Below are 20,974 nucleotides of genomic sequence, written 5' to 3' on the forward strand. Positions count from 1 at the left end.
GTGTCACAAACGCCACCACGACACGAGCGGGTGCACCACTCTCACGGGCGCGCCACTCTCACAGCAGCCGCGCCGCGTCCCCGATCACCGGAAGCACCCGCCGCGCCAGCGATCCCACGACCCCGTCCGCCACCTCCACCACGAGCGCGGCCTTCACCACACCGGCGGTCTGCGGATCCCGCCCGGCGGTGGCCACGACCGCCACCACGAACTGCTCGACGAGCCAGTCCCGCAACTCGTCCAGCGGCGGTTCCTTGCCCTCGTCGAGCCAGATGAGCGAGGCCGCCTCCACGGCGGTGATCCACATCCGTACGGTCATCCGCAGCTTCAGCCCCGGTTCCCGCACGCCCAGATGATCAAGGATGTGCTCGGCGGCCGCCCGCCGCACCCCGTCCACGATGGCCGTGGTCCGAGACGTCGAGACGACACTCCCGCCCTGCAGCAGAGCACTGAACCCGGCGTCGTGCTGATCCACGAACGCCAGATACCGGTCAAGAGCCCGCGCCAGCCGCTGCGTCAACGCCCCCTCCGGAGGCTCAGCGAAACACTGCTCCAACTCCTCCGCAGCAGACCTCAGAGCAGCCTCGTACAACTGCTGCTTCCCACCCGGAAAATACCGGTAAACGAGCGGTCGCGAGACTCCCGCCGCCTCAGCCACATCATCGAGCGAGACCTCCTCGGGCGCCCGCTGAGCAAAGAGCGACAGAGCCGCCTCGAGCAGCTGACTGCGCCGCTCCTCAACACTCAGCCGACGGTAAGCGGGGGTAGGAGCCGCAGAGGTCATGCCCGGCAGCGTAACCGGACCACCACACCGGCCCCCACGCCCCCGCAGCCGCCGTACAACGCAAGGGGCCGTGTCGGTACATCAAATGCCCGCATCCGGACGGATCCCAGACAGACGGCACCCTCCATCCCCACAGTCGATCCGTCCGGATGCGGGCGGATGTACCGGCGCGGACCCGCCCCCCCCACGGCCACCGCGAGCGCCACCGGCCCGCACCGTCGTGGAAGCCCTCAGGCCAGCAGCCCCGACGCCTTCCACAACCGCCGCCCAGCCCCCCGAAGCACCCCGATGTCATCAAGGAACTCGGTCAACCGCTTCGCCCCGGTCTGCATCACATCCCGCCGATGCCCACTGGCCTTCACCTGGGCAAGAGCTTCAAGCTTGTCGAGCCCGACGTTCGTATAGACCGAGGGATTGACGAACGCGACGGAGAAAACACGAGCGAACTCACCCGAGGTCACCCGGGTGAACTCCTGGGACCACCGAGGCGCCGTAACCATCTGCCGCCGCAGCTCCTCCCGGGCGTACCGCACATGCCGCGCCTCCTCCACGACATGGATGCGCGTAACCCCCCTGACAAGCGTCTGCACCCGCTCGTCAGGGAACGTCAGCCGCTGCATCCAGTCCAGGATCTCCTCACCGAGCAGCGTCGCGGTGAAGGACCCCGGCGTCGTCGAAATGGTCTTGAACAGCCGCCCCAGATTCAAATGCGCCCGGCTCACCGGGTAGTACGGCGTCCCGCTCCGCGCAATCAGCCGGGCGAACATCTTCGAGTGCCGGCACTCGTCCTCGATCTCGGTCAGCGCGTACCGCACATGCGCACTGGTCGCGGCCTTGTCGTAAATGTGCCGCACGAGAAGCTGCATCAGAATGATCTCGAACCAGATCCCCAGCGACGCCAGCGCCGCAGCCTCGTGCCGCGACAGAGCGATCCGCTGCTCCTCGCTCATGTTCCGCCACAGCGGGGTGTCGTACAGCGACACCAACTCCGGCGGCCAGAACCACTTGCCGTCCTCGAACGGCGCGTCCCAGTCCAACTCCTTGTCCGGGTCGAAGGAGTGCTTGGCGGAGGATTCGAGCAGCCGCGAGGCCACCTGCTCCCGGTCCTTGAGCAGACCGAGCGCGTCGCGCAGCACATCGGCTTCGATCATGGCTGTCCCCATCCAAATCCAAGTCGTCCCGGATCCCTACGAGTTACCGGCGGCCACGTCTTATGAGACTGCGTGTCAGCAAGCCCGTCAATCCCTCCCACGCGACTTGTCGACGCCGAATAAAACCGACACCGTCCCCACCGTGCCCGGCATCATCACCCCCATGACCAAGCCCTCCAAGCCCTCCAAGCAGCCCTCCACGCCCGCCAACCGCCCCGCAGCCCGCCGCAGCCTGGAGGGCCTGGCCCTCGGCGACGCCTTCGGCGAGCGCTGGTTCCCCCTCTTCCGCGACCGCCTCCAGGCGTACGAGGAGATCCGCGCCCGGCGCACACCCCAGGAACCGGAGTGGCACTGGACCGACGACACGGCGATGGCACTCGGCGTGCTCAGGGTCCTGGACGAGCACGGCGAGATCCGCCAGACGGAGCTGGCCCAGGCCTTCGCCCTCGGCTACGACGCGGACCAGGCCCGAGGCTACGGCTACGGCATGCACGAACTGCTCCCGCGACTCCTCCAAGAACCAGCCCGCTGGCGGGAGTTGGCGAAGGGCCTCTTCGACGGCGAGGGCAGCCTGGGCAACGGCGCGGCGATGCGCGCAGCCCCGCTGGGGGCGTGGTTCCAGGAAAGCCTGCCGCGCGTGGTCGAGCAGGCGAGACTCTCCGCCGAGGTGACGCACGCCCACCCGGAGGGCATAGCGGGCGCGATAGCCGTGGCAGTGGCGGCCGCGCTCTCCGCCAGGGGCGACCTGGACCTGGCCGCCGTCGCGTCCGCGACCCCCCACAGCGCGGTCTGCGACGGCCTGACCAGGGCGGCGGACCTCCCCTTCACCACCGACCCCTGGAAGGCGTCCGACATCCTCGGCAACGGCCGGCGCATCCGAGCCGACGACACCGTCCCCTTCGCGACCTGGTGCGCCGCCCGCCACCCGACCGACCTGACCGCAGCCCTCTGGAGCACGGCCGAGGGCTTCGGCGACGTAGACACGACCTGCGCGATCACGGGCGGAATAGTGGCCGCGCGTACAGGAACAGAGGGCGTCCCGGAGGAGTGGCTGCGACGCCGGGAGAAGGTACCCGGAGCTTCCTAGACGGCCCCGGCGGGGAACGACTTCCGCAAGGTGAACGCGTACGCGCTGGGCCCGTGTTCACGCAGGTGGAGGATCCGTTCCTCGGCCTCAGCCACGGTGGGGCGGTGGCCGGCTGGAACCCACCACAGAGCCACCATCGCCTCCTCCAGCCGCTCGAACCAGTCACGGCGGCGGGCCAGCAGCTCACGGTGCTGCCCCTGGTACATGAAGGCGGTGAGGGCGTTCGCGTCCCGCCAGGTCGACATGTTGATGATCAGCCATTCGTCGTCGAAGACGGCCACGTCCGTGGCGTCGCCGGAGTCGCTCTGCAGCCGCCAGACGAACCCGTCCGCAGCGTCGGCGACGGCGTTCACGGGGTCGAGGGCCTCGACGAAGTCTTTCAACTGAGGGGAATCCAAAGGTGCCTTGAGCCGTCCGATGTTGACCTGGGCGAGTTCGTACGTGAAGGCATTCATGACCCGAACGATAGGTCGGTCGGTGAGTCCACCACACCCCCCTTCTCACGAGCTGAGAACCCCGGCGCTCGGCTCACAGCCCGAGCACCGCCTCCATCACCGCCTTCGCGATGGGCGCCGCATCCCCACCCCCACTGATGTCCCCCCGCTCGGCCGACGCGTCCTCGACGACGACGGCGACGGCCACCGCGGACTCCACGGAGTCGTCGGCCTCGGCCCAGGAGATGAACCAGGCATACGGCGTACCGGAGTTGCCGATGCCGTGCTGGGCGGTGCCGGTCTTGCCGCCGACGGTGGCGCCGGGGATGGCGGCGTTCGAGCCGGTGCCCTCGGTCACCACATCCGTCATCAGCTCACGCAGCCGCAGCGCGGTGGAGGGATTCATCGCCTGATGCAGAGTCCTGGGCCCGGTGGTGGACACGGTGGCACCACTCCGGGTCGTCGTCTTCTCCACCAGATAAGGCGACTTGACGGAGCCGCCCCCCGCCACGGCGGCCGAGATCATCGCCATCTGCAGGGGCGTGGCCCGGGTGTCGAACTGCCCGATGGAGGACAGCGCCAGCTGAGCACTGTCCAGCCGCGTATCGAAGTTGCTGGGCGCCACGGCGAACGGAATCCTCAACTTCCGGTCGTTGAAGCCGAAGTTCGCCGCCGTGCCGGTCATGTCACGCAACCCCACATCGACGCCCAGCTTCGCGAAGACGGTGTTGCAGGACCACTCGAAGGCGTACCGCAGCGAAGCGTTCTCGCACCCCTCGATCTCGTTCGTGAGGTGGGTCGTCGTACCGGGCAGCGTGTACGGATTCGGAGAGTCGGTCGGCATGTCGACATCCCCCACCACGCCCGCGTCCAGCGCCGCCGCAGCCGTCACCACCTTGAACGTCGACCCCGGCGGATACGTCTGCCGGATCGCCCGGTTGAGCATCGGCTTGCTCTCGTCCCCGTTGAGCCGCGCCCACGCCTCCTCCACCGCCGGGCCCGTCCCGGACAGCTCCTCGGGGTCGTACGACGGTGTCGAGACCAGCGCCAGGATCTTCCCGGTGGACGGCTCGATCGCGGCCACCGCGCCCCGCCGCGAGCCGAGCCCCTCGTACGCCGCCAACTGCGCGGCCGGGTCGAGGGTGGTGACGACCTTGCCGCCGGGGTTCTGGGCGCGCGTGAGGTCGTTCCACAGGGGGAGCGGGGTGAGCATCGGGTCGCTGCCGGAGAGGATGCCGTCCTCGGCGTTCTCCAGGAGCGCGGTCCCGTACACCTGCGAGGCGAAGCCGGTGACGGGTGCGTACAACGGCCCGTTCTTGTACGTCCGTTCGTAGCGGAGCTGCTCGCCGCTGTCCTTGGAGCCGGTGACGGCCCTGCCGCCGACGAGGACGTCGCCGCGAGGCTGGCCGTAACGGGCGATCGGCTGGCGGCGGTTGGCGGGATTCTCGTCGTAGGACCGGGCCTGGAAGACCTGGACACGGGTGGCGTTCAGGAGCAGAGCGACAAGAAGCACCGCGCACAGAGCTGCGGCCCGACGGATGTAGCGCGTCACAACGCAACGACCTCCCCAAGACGCACCCGGCGATTCAAGGCGCCGCCGTCCCGTCGTACTGACTCCGCGCCGAGTCGCTGATCCGGATCAGCAGCGCCACGATGATCCAGTTGGTGACGACCGAGGACCCGCCCTGTGCGAGGAACGGCATCGCCATCCCGGTGAGCGGGATCAGCCCGGTCACCCCGCCCGCGATCACGAAGACCTGGAGCGCCACGATCGACGCGAGCCCGATGGCGAGGAGCCGCCCGAAGGGGTCGCGCAGGGTGAGCCCCGCCCGGTAGCCGCGCTCGACGAGGAGGGCGTACAGCAGAAAGATCGCGGACAGGCCGATCAGGCCCAGCTCCTCGCCCGCCGTCGCCAGGATGAAGTCCGACTTGGCGGCGAAGCCGATGAGGATGGAGTGGCCGAGCCCGAGGCCGGTGCCGAGCATCCCGCCGGCGGCGAACGCGAAGAGGGACTGGGCGATCTGGTTGGGCCCGTCGCCCGCGTCGATCGAGGCGAAGGGGTGCAGCCAGTCCTGCACCCGGCTGTGGACGTGCGGTTCGAGCCAGCCGACGGCGACCGCGCCCACACAGGCGAGCAGCAGACCCACCGCGATCCAGCCGGTGCGGCCGGTGGCGACGTACAGCAGGATCACGAACAGGCCGAAGAAGAGGAGCGATGTCCCGAGGTCCCGCTCCAGTACCAGCACGCCCACGCTCAGCAGCCAGATCGCGACGATCGGGCCGAGGACCCGGCCGGTGGGGAGCTGGAGCCGTTTGAACCGCCAGATCTGGCGGCCGGTGTACGCGAGGGCGTTGCGGTTGGCGGCCAGATAGCCGGCGAAGAAGAGCGCGAGCAGCACCTTCGCGAACTCGCCCGGCTGGATGGAGAATCCGGCGATCCGGATCCAGATGCGGGCGCCGTTCACGGCGGGGAAGAAGATCGGCAGCGTCAGCAGGACGAGCGCGGTGACGACGGAGACGTAGGTGTAGCGCTGCAGGACGCGGTGGTCGCGCAGGAAGAGCACGACCACGATGAAGAGCGCGACGCCGAGCGTCGACCAGATGAGCTGGATGGGGGCGGCCTGGTCGCGCGGGGTCTCCAGGTCGAGCCGGTAGATCAGCACCAGGCCCAGGCCGTTGAGGAGCACGGCGATGGGCAGCAGCAGCGGGTCGGCGTACGGCGCCCTCAAGCGCACCGCGACATGGGCAAGCAGTGCGAGCACGCCGAGCCCGGCGCCGTAACCGGCGGCGCCGGGCGGGACGGTGCCGTTCTTCGCGAGACCGACAGCGCAGTAGCCGTACACGCAGAGCAGAACGGCGAGGACGATGAGGGTGAACTCGATGCCACGGCGCCGGGGCAGGCGTACAGCGGGGGTGGGCGGGTCCGCTGCCACGGTCGTTCCGGACATTCCGGCCTTGATCATGTCCGGAACGTAGCAAGCGGAGATCCTGATGTCCCGTTATGTGCTGATAAACGGGCTGTTCCGGTGCACCTTGCGCACCGGGTACGGGCTCAGCACCAGCGGGGAGCCGGGCCGATGTTGTCGATGTAGCGTGCCGCGCCCCAGGCCCAGGTGCCGTCGGTGAGCTGGTACCAGAGGCGGTTGCCGTCGACGGACTGACCCGAGGTCTTGCAGAAGATGTGCACGATCTCGCCGTACCTCGCGACGCGGAGCACCCGGCTGCCACGGTTCGGGGCGGTGCGCAGGGCGAGCCCGCCGCGGGCGCTGATCCGGCCCTTGTAGCGGCGGGGGTTGTTGTCGCGACCGTCACCCCGGCCGTTCTCCCAGTCGCGGTCGTCGTCGTCCCTGCCGTTCTCCCTCCCGTCGTCCCTTCCGTCGTCCCGTCCGTCCTCTTCCCAGTCACGGCCGTCGCCGTCGCCGTCGTCCCTTCCGTTGTCCCACTCGCGGCTGTCGCCGCTCCCGGGGTCCCAGTCGTCGTCGGCGAGGGCGGGGGTTGCGCCGGCGAGTGCGATGAGGCTGCCGGCGGCGAGAGTTATGGCGAGACGTGTGTACGTCGACCGCAGGGGCTTGGGGGACATGGGGGGCTCCTCCAGAAAAGGGGGCGAACCTGACTAATCGCCACATTAGGAGCGGGCCGGGGCGCGCGCAGGTCACACTGCGCCATCGGGGATCCAGGGGAACTCGGAGCCTTCAGGGAGCTGCGGGGCCATCGGAGTGACGGGATCCGGGGGACCCGGAAGGCTGCGCGGACCGAGGGAGCGTCAGGGTCGCCACCGCCCCGCCGTCGGGAGCGTTGGCGAAGGCCAGCCGCGCGCCCAGCACCTCCGCCTGGCCGAGGGCGATCGTCAGCCCGAGCCCGTGCCCCTTGGAGCCGCCCTCCGTGCGGAACCGCTGCGGCCCGTGCTCCAGCAGGTAGTCCGGGTAGCCGTCGCCGTGGTCCCGCACGGTGACGACCGGACCGTCGACCGCAAGCACCACCGGCCCCCGCCCGTGCTTGTGCGCGTTGGCCACCAGATTCCCGAGCACCCGCTCCAGCCGGCGCCGGTCGGTCTCCACGCGCGTGTCCCGTACGACCCGGACCTCGGTCTCGGTCCCCGACGCCCGCACCACCCGCTCGGCCAGCGGAACCAGCGGCTCCGAGTCCAGGTCGAGCCGCTCACTCCGGGCGTCGAGGCGGGAGATCTCCAGCAGGTCCTCGGTGAGCGTGCGGAGCGCGGCGACCCGGTCGCGCACCAGCTCCGTCGGGCGCCCCGGCGGCAGCAGCTCGGCCGCCGCGTGCAACCCGGTCAGCGGGGTCCGCAGCTCGTGCGCCACGTCCGCGGTGAACCGCTGCTCGCTCAGCAGCTTGCCCTGCAACGACGAGGCCATGGTGTCGAGGGCGGCGGCCACGGCGGCCACCTCGTCCTGGCGGTGGGCGGGGGTCCGGGTACGAGGGGCCACGCCGGTACGGCTGCCCGTGTCGGGCTCGACGACGGTGACGGTACGCGGGTCGTTGACGCGCGCGTCCAGATCGCCGGCGCTGATCCGCCGCGCGACCCGTGCCGTCGCGTGCAGCCGCCGGGTCACCCGGGTCACCGCGAACGCCCCCACCAGCAGCGTCGCCCCGATCGCCAGCGCCGACGACCACACGATCGCCCGGTCCAGCGCCTCGATGGCGTGCGCGCCCTGCGAGTAGTCGAACTTGACGGCGAGCGCGCGCCCGCCGTCGGCAGGACCGGCCGCCCACATCGTGGGGTGCCGGTCCTCGTCGTTGCCGACCATCGTTGCGCGCTGCCCGTCCGCCGCCAGCTCGCGCAACTGCTCGGGCAGCCCCGGGAGATCGACGCCCGCCCCCGGCGGAAGCCGGTCTCCCGCCTCGTACGCCGTCGTCACCTCGGTGAGCCGGGCGAGCGCGCGGCTGCGCGCCTCACCGACGGTCTGGTTGGTCACCGAGACGTGCACGAGGATGCCGAGGAGAGCGGCGAGGCCGCAGCACATCACCGTGATGAAGGCGGCGGCCTTCCAGGTGAGGGTGGCGGTCCACTGGGGGAGGCGCTGGAGGGGGAGTCTCATGAGGCGCTCGGGGAGGCGCTCGGCGTGGGGGCCGGGGACCTGGACGGCGTGGGTGCCTCGGTGGCGTCGCCGACCCGCAGGATCTCGTCGCGCGTCGCCAGCATCGCGCGCTGGTGCGTGTCCCAGGACCAGACCGTGCGGTACTCGTAGCCGGGCAGGGTGGACGCGGCCCGCACGACCAGGTCGCGGCCCGCGAACTCGACGCCGATCACGGCGTCCGTGGTGTTCATGACCTGGACCAGCCGGTGCTTCCGGAAGGTGTAGACCCGCACGGTCAACTGGTCCTCGGGCACCGTGAATCCGAGCACCAGGTCGTCCTTGCCGTCGCCGGTGAGATCGCGGTAGTACGCCTGGAGGACCGGGCAGTCCTTGCCCCGCGCGCCTGACGGGCCCCCGCAGTCACCGAGCCGCTCCGCGGTCTCCGGGTACATCGCCGTCCGGCCGGTGTACTCGTCCGGGTGGGCGGCGACCTGAGCCTCGATCACCGAGACCGGGTCCAGCTCGTGGATGTCGTCGTTCGCCACCGCGATGCCCTTGACGACCTCGGTGTCCGCCTCGCCGTAGTCGAGCGCGGGCGTCGTGGCGGGTGCCAGGGTGGGCCACAGCCGTGAAGGGCCCACGGCGGTGGGTGTCTCGCCGGCGCCGCGCAGATCGCCAGGGTCGCCGCAGCCCGCGAGCGCGAGCAGCGGGACTGCGGCGAGCAGGGCGATAGCCCTGGGCACACGGCGGCTGTGGGTCACTGCACTCCAGCGAGGGAAACGGGAGGCGAGCGGCTCGCCCCGCACACCATATTCGTAGGGAAGTCCCTTTTGTTCACCGGCCGGACCCCGGTGCGGCCGGTGAACGGCTGCGCGAGGCTCACGGCTCCGCCAGCTCCTCAAGGAGCCTGGCCGTCGTGAGCCCGGCCCGCAGGTACTCCACGAACAGTTCATTGTGCAGCGCCCACGGCGAGCGCCGGGTCCGTATCAGCCGTATCGCCTCGTCGGCGGTGTGTCCCGCGCGCATCAGCGCGTGCGCGACCACGAGACCGGAGCGGTTGTAGCCGTGAAAGCAGCGGACCAGGACCCGGCGCCCGTCCTCCAGCGCGTCGTCGGCAGCCTGCGCGAGACGGATGACGCCCGCCAGCTGCGTACCGTCGAGGGGCCCGTCCGGGACCGGCCACACATGGTGCTCGACGCCCGGATCCGGCCCGTGCCCCGGCAGCCGCAACAAGGTCAGGACCAGGTCGAACTCATCGTGCACGACGGCGAACTCCGGTTCTCCGGAGCGCCCCGTGAACGCGTGCCCGCCCATCCACAGGCCGGGCACGATCTCACTCCACGGGCTGTCCGGAGCCGGCACGTCCGACGGCCTTCTGCGGGTCCGCAACGGCGCCTCCCACCAACTCCCCCAACTGCTCACAAAGGTAACCGGCTTCTTGCCCCTGGAGCACCCCGCCTGTTCCCATGGTCGTGGGGTGATGGTGCATGAACGGACTGCGCGTCATACCGACCTGGCGGCATGGCCAGGAGCGGTTGTACGTCTGCCTCACGGACGGGAGGAACGTCGCCTGGTACGACCGTGAGTCGGCCCGGGTCAACCTGCTCAGCGAGGAGCGCAGAGAGGACGTACTCGACGCGCTCGGCCCGTTCCTGACCGGCCCGGTGACGGTGGGACCACCTCCCGTCCCCACCCCGGCGGAGCTGGCCCGCCTCACCCTGCACCCGGACGACGACCTGGCGCCGAACCGACCCGGCGAGGCGCTGCTGATCGACCTCGACCGCGACCCGGGCCCGGCCCACCGCCTGCGCCCCGATCCCCGCCGCCGCGCGCTCGCGGCGGAGCAGGCCGCGGGCGACGCCCTCGACCACCTGGAGGGCGCGGGCTGGCACACCCTGCACTCCCTCCCGCTCCCGGGCGGCGACCGCCTCCACCACCTGGTCATCGGCCCCGGCGGCCTCTTCTGCGTACGCGCCCTGTACGCCCGTAAACAGCGCGTCCTCGTGGCCGACCCGATGGTCACCGTCGGCCGCCGCGAACCGCGCCCCCTGCTCCGCCGCGTCCGAGCCGACGCCGACCGCGCCTCGTACGCCCTGACGGCCGAGGTGCACCCCGTCCTTGCCGTGGCGGGCCCCGCCGACCTGGACGTCACGGCGCCGCTGCGCAGGGTCCGGGTCCTGAAGGACACGGACCTCGCAGGCCTGGCGCGGATCGGCGGGGTGCTGAAACCGGCGGACGTGGAGGCGCTGCACGCGATGGCGCGTGACCGGCACACGTGGACGCGGGTGTGAGCGCTCCCTACCGCCGGTGGTGGAGCGGCTGGAAGTAGTGGTCGAGTGCGTAGGTCCCGATGTGCCTGCCCACCCGGTTGCCCACGATGTCGGCGGTCCGGAAGTGGATGCCCTCCCAGACCCGGGCGTTGATCACGTCACGGTTGAAGTCGGCCGAGTCGGTGTACGTACGGGTGGTGCCCGTCACCGCCGATGAGACCCGCAAGTCGATGTCACCGCCGGTCAGACGGTCCAGGACGCTCATGACGGCACCGTCGTTGGCGCAGTGGCCGCCCATGTACTCGGGGTACGGAGGTGTGTTGGTGAGCGGCAGCCAGGACGGGTCGGCCTCGGTGGCGGAGTTGCCGTCGGTGTCGGCCAGCCGGATCGCCGAGATGGGGCGCCAAAGGCCGTAGGTGAACTTGGAGTTCCACGTGGTGATCGTCGCGTCGGCGGAGGCCGTGCCGGCGGCGGCGAACAGCCGGGCCGCCTCGACGATGTCCAGCCCGTGCCGTGCGGTGTGGTCGCGGTAGGCGGCCTGGAGTTGCTGTGGCAGGGGGTCGGTGAAGAAGAGCGCGGTCTCGGTCTGCTCCGCCGTCCGCTCCGTGCTGGTCTTCGCACCCATCGCCTTCACCTCGGCGAGGTCCCTGGCGTAGCGCTTGGAGGTCAGCTCGGGCGGCGGTCCCGGCACGAACTGGTCCGGCGAGTCGAGGAGCATCGGCCGCAGCTTCGCCATCCACGGGTTGGCGAAGGGCGTGTTGTTCGGCGGGGTGGGCCGCCAGACGCCGGGGGCGGGCTGCTTGTCGAACGTCACCGTCGCGCCGCGCCCGTCGTTCTCCCGCAGCTCGACGAGGCGCGCCGCCGCACGCTCCCCGAAGGCGACACCCTCGTCCTCCGGCTTCCCGTCGGGAACTTTCTCCAGCGACGCGGTGTAGGCGGCGTCGATCCTGGCCTGCGACGCCGGGAAGTACGTCAGGAGCACGCGACGGGCAGCAGCCGCGGCGGCCGCCGCGGACGACGCGGTACGCGGGCCGCGCTCATGCCACTTGTACTGGGCGTACCGGCCCTCGATACCCACCACCGCGTTGTACACGGCAGCCGACACAAAGCCGTACCAGACGAACGGCTCAGCCGTCGGCCGCTGCGCGTCCCCGCTGACCACGGCGACAGCTGTCTCGCTCCAGTCCCGGATCACATCGGAACTCGCGGCCCTTGGCGCCGGGGCGGCAGTGGAGACCCAGGGCGAGGGCGAGACACCGAGCGCGAGAGCGGTGAGCCCGACGACGAGTGCGCGGGGGAGGAGACGGGAGGGGGTTGATGTTGCTCGCATGCGGCTCCTTTGGCTTTCAGCCCGTCCGGCGTTTGAGGACGAGCGCGTCAGCGCGACAGGGGGGTCTGGGGGCGCAGCCCCCAGGTACGGGACGGGTAGGGGCGGAGGGGGCGAAAAAACACCTTCCCCTCACGGCGGCGGCAGCCCCCGCGCACACCCCCGATCGAGCAAGGACGCAAGCAGATCCCCGTACTCCGCCAACCGCGAAGCGACGTCCGGCGCCTGAAAGACCAGCTGGGAGGCGGCCCGACACGACGAGACCTCCCCCCAAGCAACCGGCGCCGACACCGTCGGCTCCGCCCGCGCCCGCAGCGTGTAAGGCGTCGCCGTGGTCTTCCGCGCGGCGTTCTGACTCCAGTCGACGAACACCTTCCCCGCCCGCAGACTCCGCGTCATCCGGTGCACGACCAGCCGAGGCATCACCCTCTCCGCCTCCACGGCCAGCGACTTGGCGTACTCCGTCACCCGCCCGGAGGGCGTCGGCTCCAGCCCCGCCAGCAGATGCAACCCCTTCGCCCCGGACGTCTTCGCGCACGCCTCGATCCCGTCCGCCGCCAGCCGCTCCCGCAGCCAAAGCGCGACCTCGCAGCACTCGACGACGGTCGCCGGCGCCCCCGGGTCGAGATCGAAGACCAGCCGGTCCGCGTCCCCCGGCGCCCCGATGAGCCACTGGGGCGTGTGGAACTCGGTGACGAGGTTCGCCGCCCACATCAGACTCGCCAGGTCCTGGACCAGCACCATCCGAGCCGGCCCCTCCGACCGCGGCACCTCGGCGGTGGTGACCCACTCGGGCGTACCCGGCGGCACGTTCTTGGCGAAGAAGACCTGGCCGTCGGGCCCGTCCGGATAGCGCAGGAAGGACAGCGGCCGGTCCCTGAGATGAGGCAGCAGAACCTCGGCGACCGTCGCGTAGTAGTGCAGCACCTCGCCCTTGGTGAAGCCGGTCGCCGGATAGAGGACCTTCTCCAGATTGCTCAGCGCGAGCCTTCGCCCCTCCACCACTGTGATCGGCGTCATACGATGACAATCTCACCAAAAGATAAGAAATTGTCTGAAACCAGCTGCAATCGAGTGGAAGGTGCTGCACGTGCGATCCATATGGAACGGCGCCATCTCCTTCGGCCTGGTCAGCATCCCGATCAAGCTCGTGAACGCCACGGAGAGCCACTCGATCTCCTTCCGCCAGGTCCACCTCGACGACGGCGGCCGCATCCGCTACCGCAAGTTCTGCGAGGCGGAGGACCGCGAGGTCACGACCGGGGAGATCGGCAAGGCGTACGAGGACGCGGACGGCACGCTGATCCCGATCACGGACGAGGATCTGGCCCAGCTGCCCATCCCGACCGCCAGGACGATCGAGATCGTGGCCTTCGTACCGGCCGACCGGATCGACCCGCTCCAGATGGACACGGCGTACTACCTGTCCGCGAACGGCGTCCCGGCCGCCAAGCCGTACACGCTCCTGCGCGAGGCCCTGAAGCGCAGCCAGAAGGTCGCCATCGCGAAGTTCGCCCTGCGCGGCCGGGAACGCCTGGGCATGCTGCGCGTGGTCGACGATGTCATCGCCATGCACGGCCTGCTCTGGCCGGACGAGATCCGCGCCCCCCAGGATGTCGCCCCGGACACCGGTGTCACCGTCCGCGACAAGGAACTGGACCTGGCGGACGCCCTGATGGACACCCTCGGCGAGGTGGACCTCGCCGACCTGCACGACGACTACCGCGAAGCCCTGGAAGAACTCATCGCCGCCAAGGCCTCCGGTGTGGAGGCCCCCGCCGCTCCCACTGGCGAGAAGACCGGCGGCAAGGTACTCGACCTGATGGCCGCCCTGGAGAAGAGCGTGCGCGCGGCCAAGGAATCGCGGGGCGAGGGCGAGGAAACCGGCGAGGCCGCGGAGGTCACCCGTCTCCAGGGGCGTACGACCGCTCGCAAGTCGGCCCGTACGGCTCCCAAGGAAGTCGGCGGAAAGAAGTCGACGGCGAAGAAGTCGGCAGCCAAGAAGACAACGGCGAAGAAGGGGACGACGGCGACGACGGCGAGTTCGGCGACCACGGCGAAGAAGCCGGCCTCCAAGACGACCGCCTCAAAGACGACGGCCCAGTCCGCCACGAAGAAGACCGCGGCGAAGAAGACGGCCGCGGCGAAGAAGACGTCACCAAGGAAGCGCACGTCCGCCTGAGCCGCCCCTCACCCGTGTTGTGGGCGTTCTTCGGTCAAGCGATCCGCCGCAAGGCCAACACCGCGTTGTGCCCGCCGAACCCGAACGAGTTGCTGAGGGCGAGATCGCCGAGGGCGGGCAGCGGCCGCGGACTCTTGGTCACCACGTCCAGCTCGATGGCGTCGTCCTGTTCCTCGCAGCCGATGGTGGGCGGGATCAGGCCGTGGTGGAGCGTGAGCACGGTGGCGACGGCCTCCACTCCGCCCGCGGCGCCCTGCAGATGACCGAGGTGACCCTTGAGCGCGGTCACGGGGACGCTCCCGCCGAGCACGGCCCGCAGCGCACCCGCCTCGGCGAGGTCGCCGTCGGGGGTGGCGGTGGCATGGGCGTTGACGTGCACGACGTCCACGACATGGGCACCGGCGTCCCGCACGGCCCGCCGCAGTGCGAGCGCGACGCCGTTGCCGGACGGGTCGGGCGCGGCCATGTGGTGGGCGTCGGCGGACAGTCCCCACCCGGCGGCCTCGCAGTAGATACGAGCCCCGCGGGCCCGCGCGTGCTCCTCGGCCTCGAGCAGCAGGAAGCCGGCCCCTTCGCCGTTGACGAAGCCGTCGCGGTCCTTGGCGAAGGGCCGGGAGGGGCTGGTGGAGCCGAGACCGTGGGTGGACAGCGCGCGCATCGCGGCGAACGAGGCCATGATCGCCGGGGTGACCACGGCCTCCGCGCCACCGGCCAGGGCGACATCGACATGGCCGTACCGGATGCGGTCGATGGCCTGCCCGATGGCCTCGGTACCGGAGGCGCAGGCGCTGGTCACGGTGCGGGCCTCGCCGGTGATCCGCAGCGCGAGCGACACCTGGGACGCGGCCTGCGAGGGCACGGTCATCGGCGTGGTCAGCGGCGACACGGCACGCGGTCCCTTGTCCCGCAGCTTCCGATCACCGCCGACGAGCACGGAGGCATCACCGAGGATGGCTCCGACGCTGACCCCGACCCGCTCGGGTTCGAGCCCGCTCTCGACCGTCCCGGCCACGTCGAACCCACCGTCCTGCCAGGCCTCGCGCGCCGCGATCACCGCGAACTGCGCGGCCCGGTTCATCCGCCGAGCCTGCGGCCGCGGCAACAGCCCGACGGGATCGACAGGCACACTGCCGGCGATCCGCACGGGCAGCTCGGCGAACTCCTCGCCCTCCAACTCCCGTATCCCGCACCGCCCTTCGACCAGCCCCTCCCAAAGCGGGTCCACCCCCACACCGAGCGGCGTGACGGCCCCGAGCCCGGTGACGACAACCCGCCGAGGTGCGGCTCCGGCGGCGGCCGCCCGACGCGGCCGGGGGAGATGCCGTACGACATGCCCCTCCGCGACCTCACGCGCGGCCCGCTCCCGCAGCCCCGAGTCCGACACGGGCTCCTCGACCCGACTCTCCAGGTCCCGGTACCACTGACCCCACCGGCGGCTGTACGACTCCTCGACGGCCCGGGGGTCGACGGCGCGCAGCGAGGTGACCTGATCCCCGTCCCGGAATTCCACCACGTCAAGATCGGCGGAACCGATCTCCGGAATTCCGGCGACATCCATCCGCCGACACCCCACCGTCACTTGGTGATCCCGCTGAAATACCCGATCGTGATCGCTTCCCCCGAGAGGCGGCCGCAGCGCCAGCCGAATCGTCTGCGGGTTCTCGGGCAAGGTGTGCATCACCACGAACCACCTGTCCGCCGCCACGTCCTCCTCCGACAGAGCGAGAAGATCACCGGGAATCACTTCGGCGACGGTGACGGGGTGGGGCTGCACGGGGACGTCAGCAGAATTGCGCATGTGAGCGGGATCTTTCTGTGCCGATTGGAACGGGAATATCCGTCCCAACTGTCAACGACAAAAAACGACTTGTACAGACGCACCTGCCACTAATGTGCGCAATGTCACCCAAAGCGCAGCTTCGTGGTGAAAGTCACGGCCTCGGTGTCGGCGACCCGTACGGTGCTCAGGTCGCGAAGATCACCTGGTGCGGCACCGCATCCGCGCCAGGACTGGCAATCGCACCCGCGATACCGCCTCCGCCATCGGCGAACTGACCAGCCGGCAGGCATCCCTTGAGAGCCTCGCGGCTATCGCCCGCTCGCAGACGAAATCGTTTTCTATGCAAAGCCTGTGCGTAAACCCGATGCGTGATCGGCGGAGCCCGGAACAGACTCAATGCCGACTTTCCCGCATTTCTCCATCCCGTCAGATCTCGCAAAGTACCCCGAATGCCGTTTTGGGAAAATCCCCTGCTTGGTCTTTTCCCTTGCAACTAAGGGTTCCTCCAGGTATTTTGATGCCGCGTCACACGGATAAGGGGGTTCCTCGTACCGGATTTATTTCCCCCAAAGAGTCTCCGGTTCACCAGGAATTCCTTTGCCGAGCAAGAGGCGTTGATCTCGACGCAAGGAATGCCGGACGCCGGCCCTTGCCTCCCCCCCCCGCAGTGTTGAGGAGTTGGTGTGCGCAGCGCGCTGTCGTCGACGACGAACCCCGAAAGAACCACACCCCGTCCGAAGCGTCCGTCCAGGAGGCTCGGCTGGTCCGCGCTCGCGAGTGCCGTCAGCGCCATGGCGCTGGTCGTGGCGCTCCCGACCAGCGCGAGTGCCAACGTCCTCACGCTGTTACCGCAGAACGCCGGCGGCACGGAGCAGACGTTCTCCCCCGCCTACGACTACGACGGGGACGGTTGCTACGCCACCGCCGCCATCGGCGCCGACGGCACCATCAACCCCGGCCTGGCGCTGGGCGGCGATGTGAACGGCCATTGCCACGACCTGGCCCAGCTGAACAACGCCAACACGTACGCACGCGTGAAGACCAACAACGGCTGGTCCGCGGTCATGTACGCCAGCTACTTCGAGAAGGACCAGGCCACCCTCGGCCCCGCGGCCATCGGACACACGCATGACTGGGAACACGTCATCGTGTGGATCTACGACAACCAGGTCCAGTACGTCTCGGTGTCGCAGCACTCCACCTATCAGACCCTTCCGGCCTCTTCGATCCTCTTCAACGGGACCCACCCGAAGATCGTCTACCACAAGGACGGCGTCTCGACTCACGACTTCCGCTTCGCCAACACCAATGACGACCCGCCGGAGAACGCTACCGGCGGCTGGTTCTTCCCCCGCCTCATCGGCTGGGACGGCTACCCGGCCGGCTACCGCGACAAGCTCATGACCGCCAACTTCGGCGACGCCACAATCAAGATCAACGACAGCAACTTCAGCTGGGCTCTGGCCTCCACCCTGCCCGCCGGAATCGCCTTCGACCCCTGGGCCTGAGACCGGCACCCCGGACCATTCCGGGCTCCTGCCGGTCCGATCCGGCGAGAGGGCGAGGCACTGACACACCACGAGCACGGCGACCGTGGATCATGAAGCTCCCTACGCTTCAGATCCGCGGGGCCGCCGTGCTCGTTGCTGCTCCTTCAACTCCCCCAACTCCGATGTCCTCGCTGCTCGCGGCCGTGGCTGTGGCCCGCTTCGCGGGGACGGGCGTGCCCGAGGGCACGCCGAGGTCCCCAACCCGACGCTCAAGCACCTGACATCCGACCGCCGAGTTCCAACTCCTGCTCACTCGTGCCCTGTTGGCGTGGCCACCGCCGCATCAACCTCTGCCACGGCCCGCCGCCGCTTCACCGCCCAACTCGGTTCCAGCCTTCTGATCTTCGCCCTCGCCGTTCCTTGGCCTTCATCAATACAGAAGCAGCCATGTGGTTCCGAGTGAACCCCGTCATCCCTCGGCCTTCCGCACGATCGGGCATGGCGCGGGCACGCGGTTCTGTGGCTCGTTTACCCCTGCCAGCTCTGTGTGCATACCGCTACTCTGCGTGGCTATGGGGAAAGCGGTACGTCTGTACTGGGGATACATAGCGGTTGCAGCCCTCATCGTTGCCTGGAGCCAGCAATGGTCGCTACCGATTGTTGTTGCTCTGTCGGCTGCGGTGTCGGCCTACTCGTTCTTCCAAGTGCCGGTCTGGTGTGGAGCGGTCAACCGAGACGGGCGGACCTACTGCCGCAACAACGCCTACGGCATTCTGATGGGGTGCCGGAACCGTCAGCATCGGTGGCAGAAGCTCAAGATGATCGTTTTGCGTAGCAAGGTGGGCGATGTGGGGCGTGCCATCTTCCCGACGGCGAGGGAGAAGTTCAATGCCGTCCTGGCTGTGGGCGGCCTGCTCTCGGCTGTCGCAGCGGTGATCGTTCCTGCTGTGACAGGCAGTTGAAGCCCTACCTGGCGACTTGAACAACTGCTCGGCCCCGGATGGGTTTTCTTTCGATGTCCGCCTGTGGAAGGTGTCCAAGGCGCAGAGCAAGACCCGTCCCTACCAACTCCGTTGGAAAGTCAGAGGAAAGGTCATTAGCGCCACCTTCGCCACGGTCGCGCTCGCAGAGAGTCGCAGATCTGAACTGTGGCAGGAAATGCGCCGTGGCGAGGCATTCCACATCACGGATGGTCTGCCTGAATCCGAGGTACGTGCCGAGGCCAGTGCGCAGCAAGCCCGTGAGGAACTCCCCTGGTTCGCGTTCTGTCGCGAGTGCATGGCGATGCGCTGGCCAACTGCCGCGGCCAAGACCCGTGAGGGCATCGCCGACGGGCTCGCCGCGGTGACGCTCGCTCTGGTGGAGCAGGAACAGAAAATACCGTCACCGGAAGAGCTGCGTCTCGCCTTCCGGTGGGCGGTCGTTCCCAAGAACGCCGAACTTGACCCGCCGGAGGAACTTGAAGACGCCTACGGGTGGATCTCTAAGAAATCGCTTCTCGTCTCCTCGCTGGAAGACCCGAAGATTCTTCGCGATGTTCAGTATCGGATTTCCTTCAAGCTGGACGGCACCCCCGCGGCGGGGGAGACCTCCCGGCGTCGTCGGCGCGCGCTCAACACCGCGGTTGAATACGCCATCGGGCGCAAGCTTGTGGCGGAGAACCCGCTCACCCCTATCAAGAGGGTGAAGAGTGCTTCATCCGACCGCGTGGACCCACGCGTTCTCGTGAACAAGACGCAGGCTGCTCAACTCCTCGCCTCGGTCTCGTACGTCGGGACATGGGACCGCAAGAAAGGTCGGCGCCTGGTGGGCTTCTTTGCGGTCATGTACTTCGCGGGGCTCCGCCCGAGTGAGGCTGTGGGGCTCAGGAAGGCTGATTGCTTCCTCCCTGAGAAGGGGTGGGCTGTTCTGACGCTTCACGACACGCACCCCGTGTCGAGCAAGCAGTGGACAGACAGCGGAGAGCGCCACGACAAGCGCGGCCTGAAGTCCAGGGAGGCCAAGGAAAACCGGCCAGTTCCGATCCCCCCGCCACTCGTGGCCATGCTCCGCGCCCACCTGAAGGAGTTCGGCACAGCCAAGGATGGGCGGCTCTTCACGAACGAGCGGGGCGGTCTCGTGGGCAGCAGCACCTATTGGCGCGTGTGGCGGGACGCTCGGGAGCACGCGCTCTCGCCGGACCTTCAGGCGTCCATCCTCGGAGGTCGGCCGTACGACCTACGGCACACCTGCATCACGACGTGGCTGAACGCCGGCGTGCCCGTGGCCGAGGTTGCCCGTCGGGTCGGCAACTCGCCTGAGGTGATCCACCGTGTCTACGAGGGGTGCATCTACGGCCAGGAGGAGGCCATGAACAAGAAGATCGAGGCGGAACTCGATTGGCCAGACGACCTCGTGTGACTCCTCATGGCGGAGCGTGAGCCGCTCGCTGTACCTTGCACTGCGTCGTTCAGGGGAGTCACTGGAAGGGGAGAAGTGCAGGCGGCAGTGGACATGTTGGAGGGCAAGGGGTTCAACCTAGTCACAATCGGGCTTGCGGTCCTCGCCTTGGCTCTGGGCGCAGTCTCCGTCTACTACGCCAGAAGGGCCCTCTTCCCCCCAAAGCGTCAGCTTTCGTACGACCTTGAAAGTGCCTCACCCCTGGTAGATCAGTCTGGCCTTCAGTCCGGGAGCATGACGATCGAGGTCCTCTGCAACGGTGTAGCTCTGACGGACCCGTACGTCGCGGTAGTCCGCTTGAAGAATTCGGGACGTCATGCGATCGCCAGTGAGCAGTTTGATCGGCAACGAGCCCTTGAGATCGATCTGAACGTCTCAATTGTGGAGCTACTGAGTGCTGACGCTGGCCAACACGGGGCGGTCATCAGCGCCTGTGCGGTTTCAGGTACAACCATTTCGTTCGGACCCGAGCTGATTAGGAAGGGGCAAGCGATCACCTTGACCGCACTCGTTGAAGGCGCGCCGACGCTCGACGTTCGCGATCACTTCGTCGACGTGCAGCTCAAGCGTGCGGGCGTAGGCGGGGCTCCTATGGCCGCTTTCGCGGATCGGGTGGCGACGTCGACGGCCACAGCAGGCGCCGCCACTGCGCTGGTCGCTGCAATCACGAGTTTGTTCTCGTAGGGCCGTCTCTATCGCAGGTCTATCGCGACCAGTGCGCAGCAGTGACAAAGGGCGGGACTCAGTGAGACTGAGTCCCGCCCTTTGGCGTCGGCATCCGCCCTGGTCAGCGCTTCATTTCTACTGATCCTCGGCGAGTGCCCCCGGCAGGATTCGAACCTGCGCACACGGCTCCGGAGCCCAGATGAGGCCGTGAGCCTTTTGGGTCCTTGACCTGCAGGGGAGCGGTAGCCATGGGACCTGCTGAGCATGGTCATTACGCCCCTATTACGTGGGCGACCTGTTGAGCGGCGGGGCGGCGCCGTATGGTCGGAGG

19 protein-coding genes and 1 tRNA gene are annotated in these 20,974 nt (G+C 68.9%); 7 read left to right on the top strand and 13 right to left on the bottom strand.

Annotation, left to right across the window (positions count from 1 at the left end; translation table 11 throughout):
- Positions 1-58: 58 nt before the first annotated feature.
- Together OG219_RS32505 and OG219_RS32510 are read right to left on the bottom strand one after the other, a co-directional pair.
- Complete coding sequence (locus OG219_RS32505; RefSeq protein ID WP_266832532.1) at positions 59-784, bottom strand: TetR/AcrR family transcriptional regulator; 726 nt, start codon at positions 782-784, stop codon at positions 59-61.
- A 230-nt stretch (positions 785-1,014) separates the two neighbouring features.
- Positions 1,015-1,935 (bottom strand): diiron oxygenase, encoded by a 921-nt coding sequence (locus tag OG219_RS32510; RefSeq protein ID WP_266832534.1) that lies wholly within the window; start codon positions 1,933-1,935, stop codon positions 1,015-1,017.
- 163 nt (positions 1,936-2,098) lie between these two features.
- On the opposite strand from OG219_RS32510, the gene OG219_RS32515 reads away from it, so the two are divergent.
- Positions 2,099-3,022, top strand: a complete 924-nt coding sequence (locus tag OG219_RS32515) for an ADP-ribosylglycohydrolase family protein (protein ID WP_266832536.1) — start codon at positions 2,099-2,101, stop codon at positions 3,020-3,022.
- Here OG219_RS32515 and OG219_RS32520 read toward each other — a convergent pair.
- From OG219_RS32520 to OG219_RS32550, 7 genes are all read right to left on the bottom strand, one after another.
- Positions 3,019-3,477 carry a DUF3291 domain-containing protein gene (locus tag OG219_RS32520; RefSeq protein WP_266832538.1) on the bottom strand — a complete coding sequence of 153 codons (459 nt, stop codon included), beginning with the start codon at positions 3,475-3,477 and terminating at the stop codon, positions 3,019-3,021. The genes OG219_RS32515 and OG219_RS32520 overlap by 4 nt on opposite strands.
- 73 nt (positions 3,478-3,550) lie before the next feature.
- Positions 3,551-5,008, bottom strand: coding sequence for a penicillin-binding transpeptidase domain-containing protein (locus tag OG219_RS32525; RefSeq protein WP_266832540.1), 1,458 nt, complete (start codon positions 5,006-5,008; stop codon positions 3,551-3,553).
- A 34-nt stretch (positions 5,009-5,042) separates the two neighbouring features.
- Complete coding sequence (locus tag OG219_RS32530; RefSeq protein WP_266832542.1) at positions 5,043-6,419, bottom strand: FtsW/RodA/SpoVE family cell cycle protein; 1,377 nt, start codon at positions 6,417-6,419, stop codon at positions 5,043-5,045.
- 89 nt (positions 6,420-6,508) lie between these two features.
- The gene (locus OG219_RS32535; protein ID WP_266832544.1) at positions 6,509-7,036 is read right to left on the bottom strand and encodes an SH3 domain-containing protein; all 528 of its coding nucleotides are present in this window, start codon (positions 7,034-7,036) and stop codon (positions 6,509-6,511) included.
- Between the two features lie 112 nt (positions 7,037-7,148).
- Complete coding sequence (locus OG219_RS32540) at positions 7,149-8,510, bottom strand: ATP-binding protein (protein WP_266832546.1); 1,362 nt, start codon at positions 8,508-8,510, stop codon at positions 7,149-7,151.
- On the bottom strand, positions 8,507-9,232 hold the full coding sequence (locus tag OG219_RS32545) for a hypothetical protein (protein WP_266832548.1): 726 nt from the start codon (positions 9,230-9,232) through the stop codon (positions 8,507-8,509). The genes OG219_RS32540 and OG219_RS32545 overlap by 4 nt, the downstream gene beginning before the upstream one ends.
- A 136-nt stretch (positions 9,233-9,368) precedes the next feature.
- The gene (locus tag OG219_RS32550) at positions 9,369-9,878 is read right to left on the bottom strand and encodes a dual specificity protein phosphatase family protein (protein ID WP_266454285.1); all 510 of its coding nucleotides are present in this window, start codon (positions 9,876-9,878) and stop codon (positions 9,369-9,371) included.
- Positions 9,879-9,976: 98 nt separating this feature from the next.
- On the opposite strand from OG219_RS32550, the gene OG219_RS32555 reads away from it, so the two are divergent.
- Positions 9,977-10,780, top strand: a complete 804-nt coding sequence (locus OG219_RS32555; protein WP_266832550.1) for a nuclease-related domain-containing protein — start codon at positions 9,977-9,979, stop codon at positions 10,778-10,780.
- A gap of 7 nt (positions 10,781-10,787) precedes the next feature.
- Here the strand turns inward: OG219_RS32555 and OG219_RS32560 are convergent, their stop codons facing one another.
- On the bottom strand, positions 10,788-12,089 hold the full coding sequence (locus OG219_RS32560) for a vanadium-dependent haloperoxidase (RefSeq protein ID WP_266832552.1): 1,302 nt from the start codon (positions 12,087-12,089) through the stop codon (positions 10,788-10,790).
- 129 nt (positions 12,090-12,218) lie between these two features.
- Entirely contained in the window at positions 12,219-13,106 is an 888-nt protein-coding gene (gene ligD / locus OG219_RS32565) for a non-homologous end-joining DNA ligase (protein WP_266832554.1), read from the bottom strand.
- A 61-nt stretch (positions 13,107-13,167) separates the two neighbouring features.
- On the opposite strand from ligD, the gene OG219_RS32570 reads away from it, so the two are divergent.
- A complete protein-coding gene (locus OG219_RS32570) occupies positions 13,168-14,268 on the top strand; it encodes a Ku protein (protein ID WP_266832556.1) in 1,101 nt (366 codons plus the stop codon).
- Positions 14,269-14,302: 34 nt separating this feature from the next.
- On the opposite strand, the gene OG219_RS32575 is transcribed toward OG219_RS32570, so the two are convergent.
- Positions 14,303-16,066 (bottom strand): beta-ketoacyl synthase, encoded by a 1,764-nt coding sequence (locus OG219_RS32575; RefSeq protein ID WP_266832558.1) that lies wholly within the window; start codon positions 16,064-16,066, stop codon positions 14,303-14,305.
- Positions 16,067-16,839: 773 nt separating this feature from the next.
- On the opposite strand from OG219_RS32575, the gene OG219_RS32580 reads away from it, so the two are divergent.
- From OG219_RS32580 to OG219_RS32595, 4 genes are all read left to right on the top strand, one after another.
- Positions 16,840-17,556, top strand: coding sequence for an NPP1 family protein (locus OG219_RS32580; protein WP_266836309.1), 717 nt, complete (start codon positions 16,840-16,842; stop codon positions 17,554-17,556).
- 554 nt (positions 17,557-18,110) lie between these two features.
- On the top strand, positions 18,111-18,500 hold the full coding sequence (locus OG219_RS32585; protein WP_266832560.1) for a hypothetical protein: 390 nt from the start codon (positions 18,111-18,113) through the stop codon (positions 18,498-18,500).
- A 70-nt stretch (positions 18,501-18,570) separates the two neighbouring features.
- On the top strand, positions 18,571-19,938 hold the full coding sequence (locus OG219_RS32590) for a tyrosine-type recombinase/integrase (RefSeq protein ID WP_266832562.1): 1,368 nt from the start codon (positions 18,571-18,573) through the stop codon (positions 19,936-19,938).
- Positions 19,939-20,211: 273 nt separating this feature from the next.
- Positions 20,212-20,661 (top strand): hypothetical protein, encoded by a 450-nt coding sequence (locus OG219_RS32595; protein ID WP_266832564.1) that lies wholly within the window; start codon positions 20,212-20,214, stop codon positions 20,659-20,661.
- Between the two features lie 135 nt (positions 20,662-20,796).
- Here OG219_RS32595 and OG219_RS32600 read toward each other — a convergent pair.
- Positions 20,797-20,881: transfer RNA gene (locus OG219_RS32600), tRNA-OTHER, on the bottom strand.
- Between the last annotated feature and the right edge of the window lie 93 nt (positions 20,882-20,974).

The sequence above is a fragment of the Streptomyces sp. NBC_00038 genome (assembly GCF_026343635.1).
Lineage (GTDB): Bacteria > Actinomycetota > Actinomycetes > Streptomycetales > Streptomycetaceae > Streptomyces.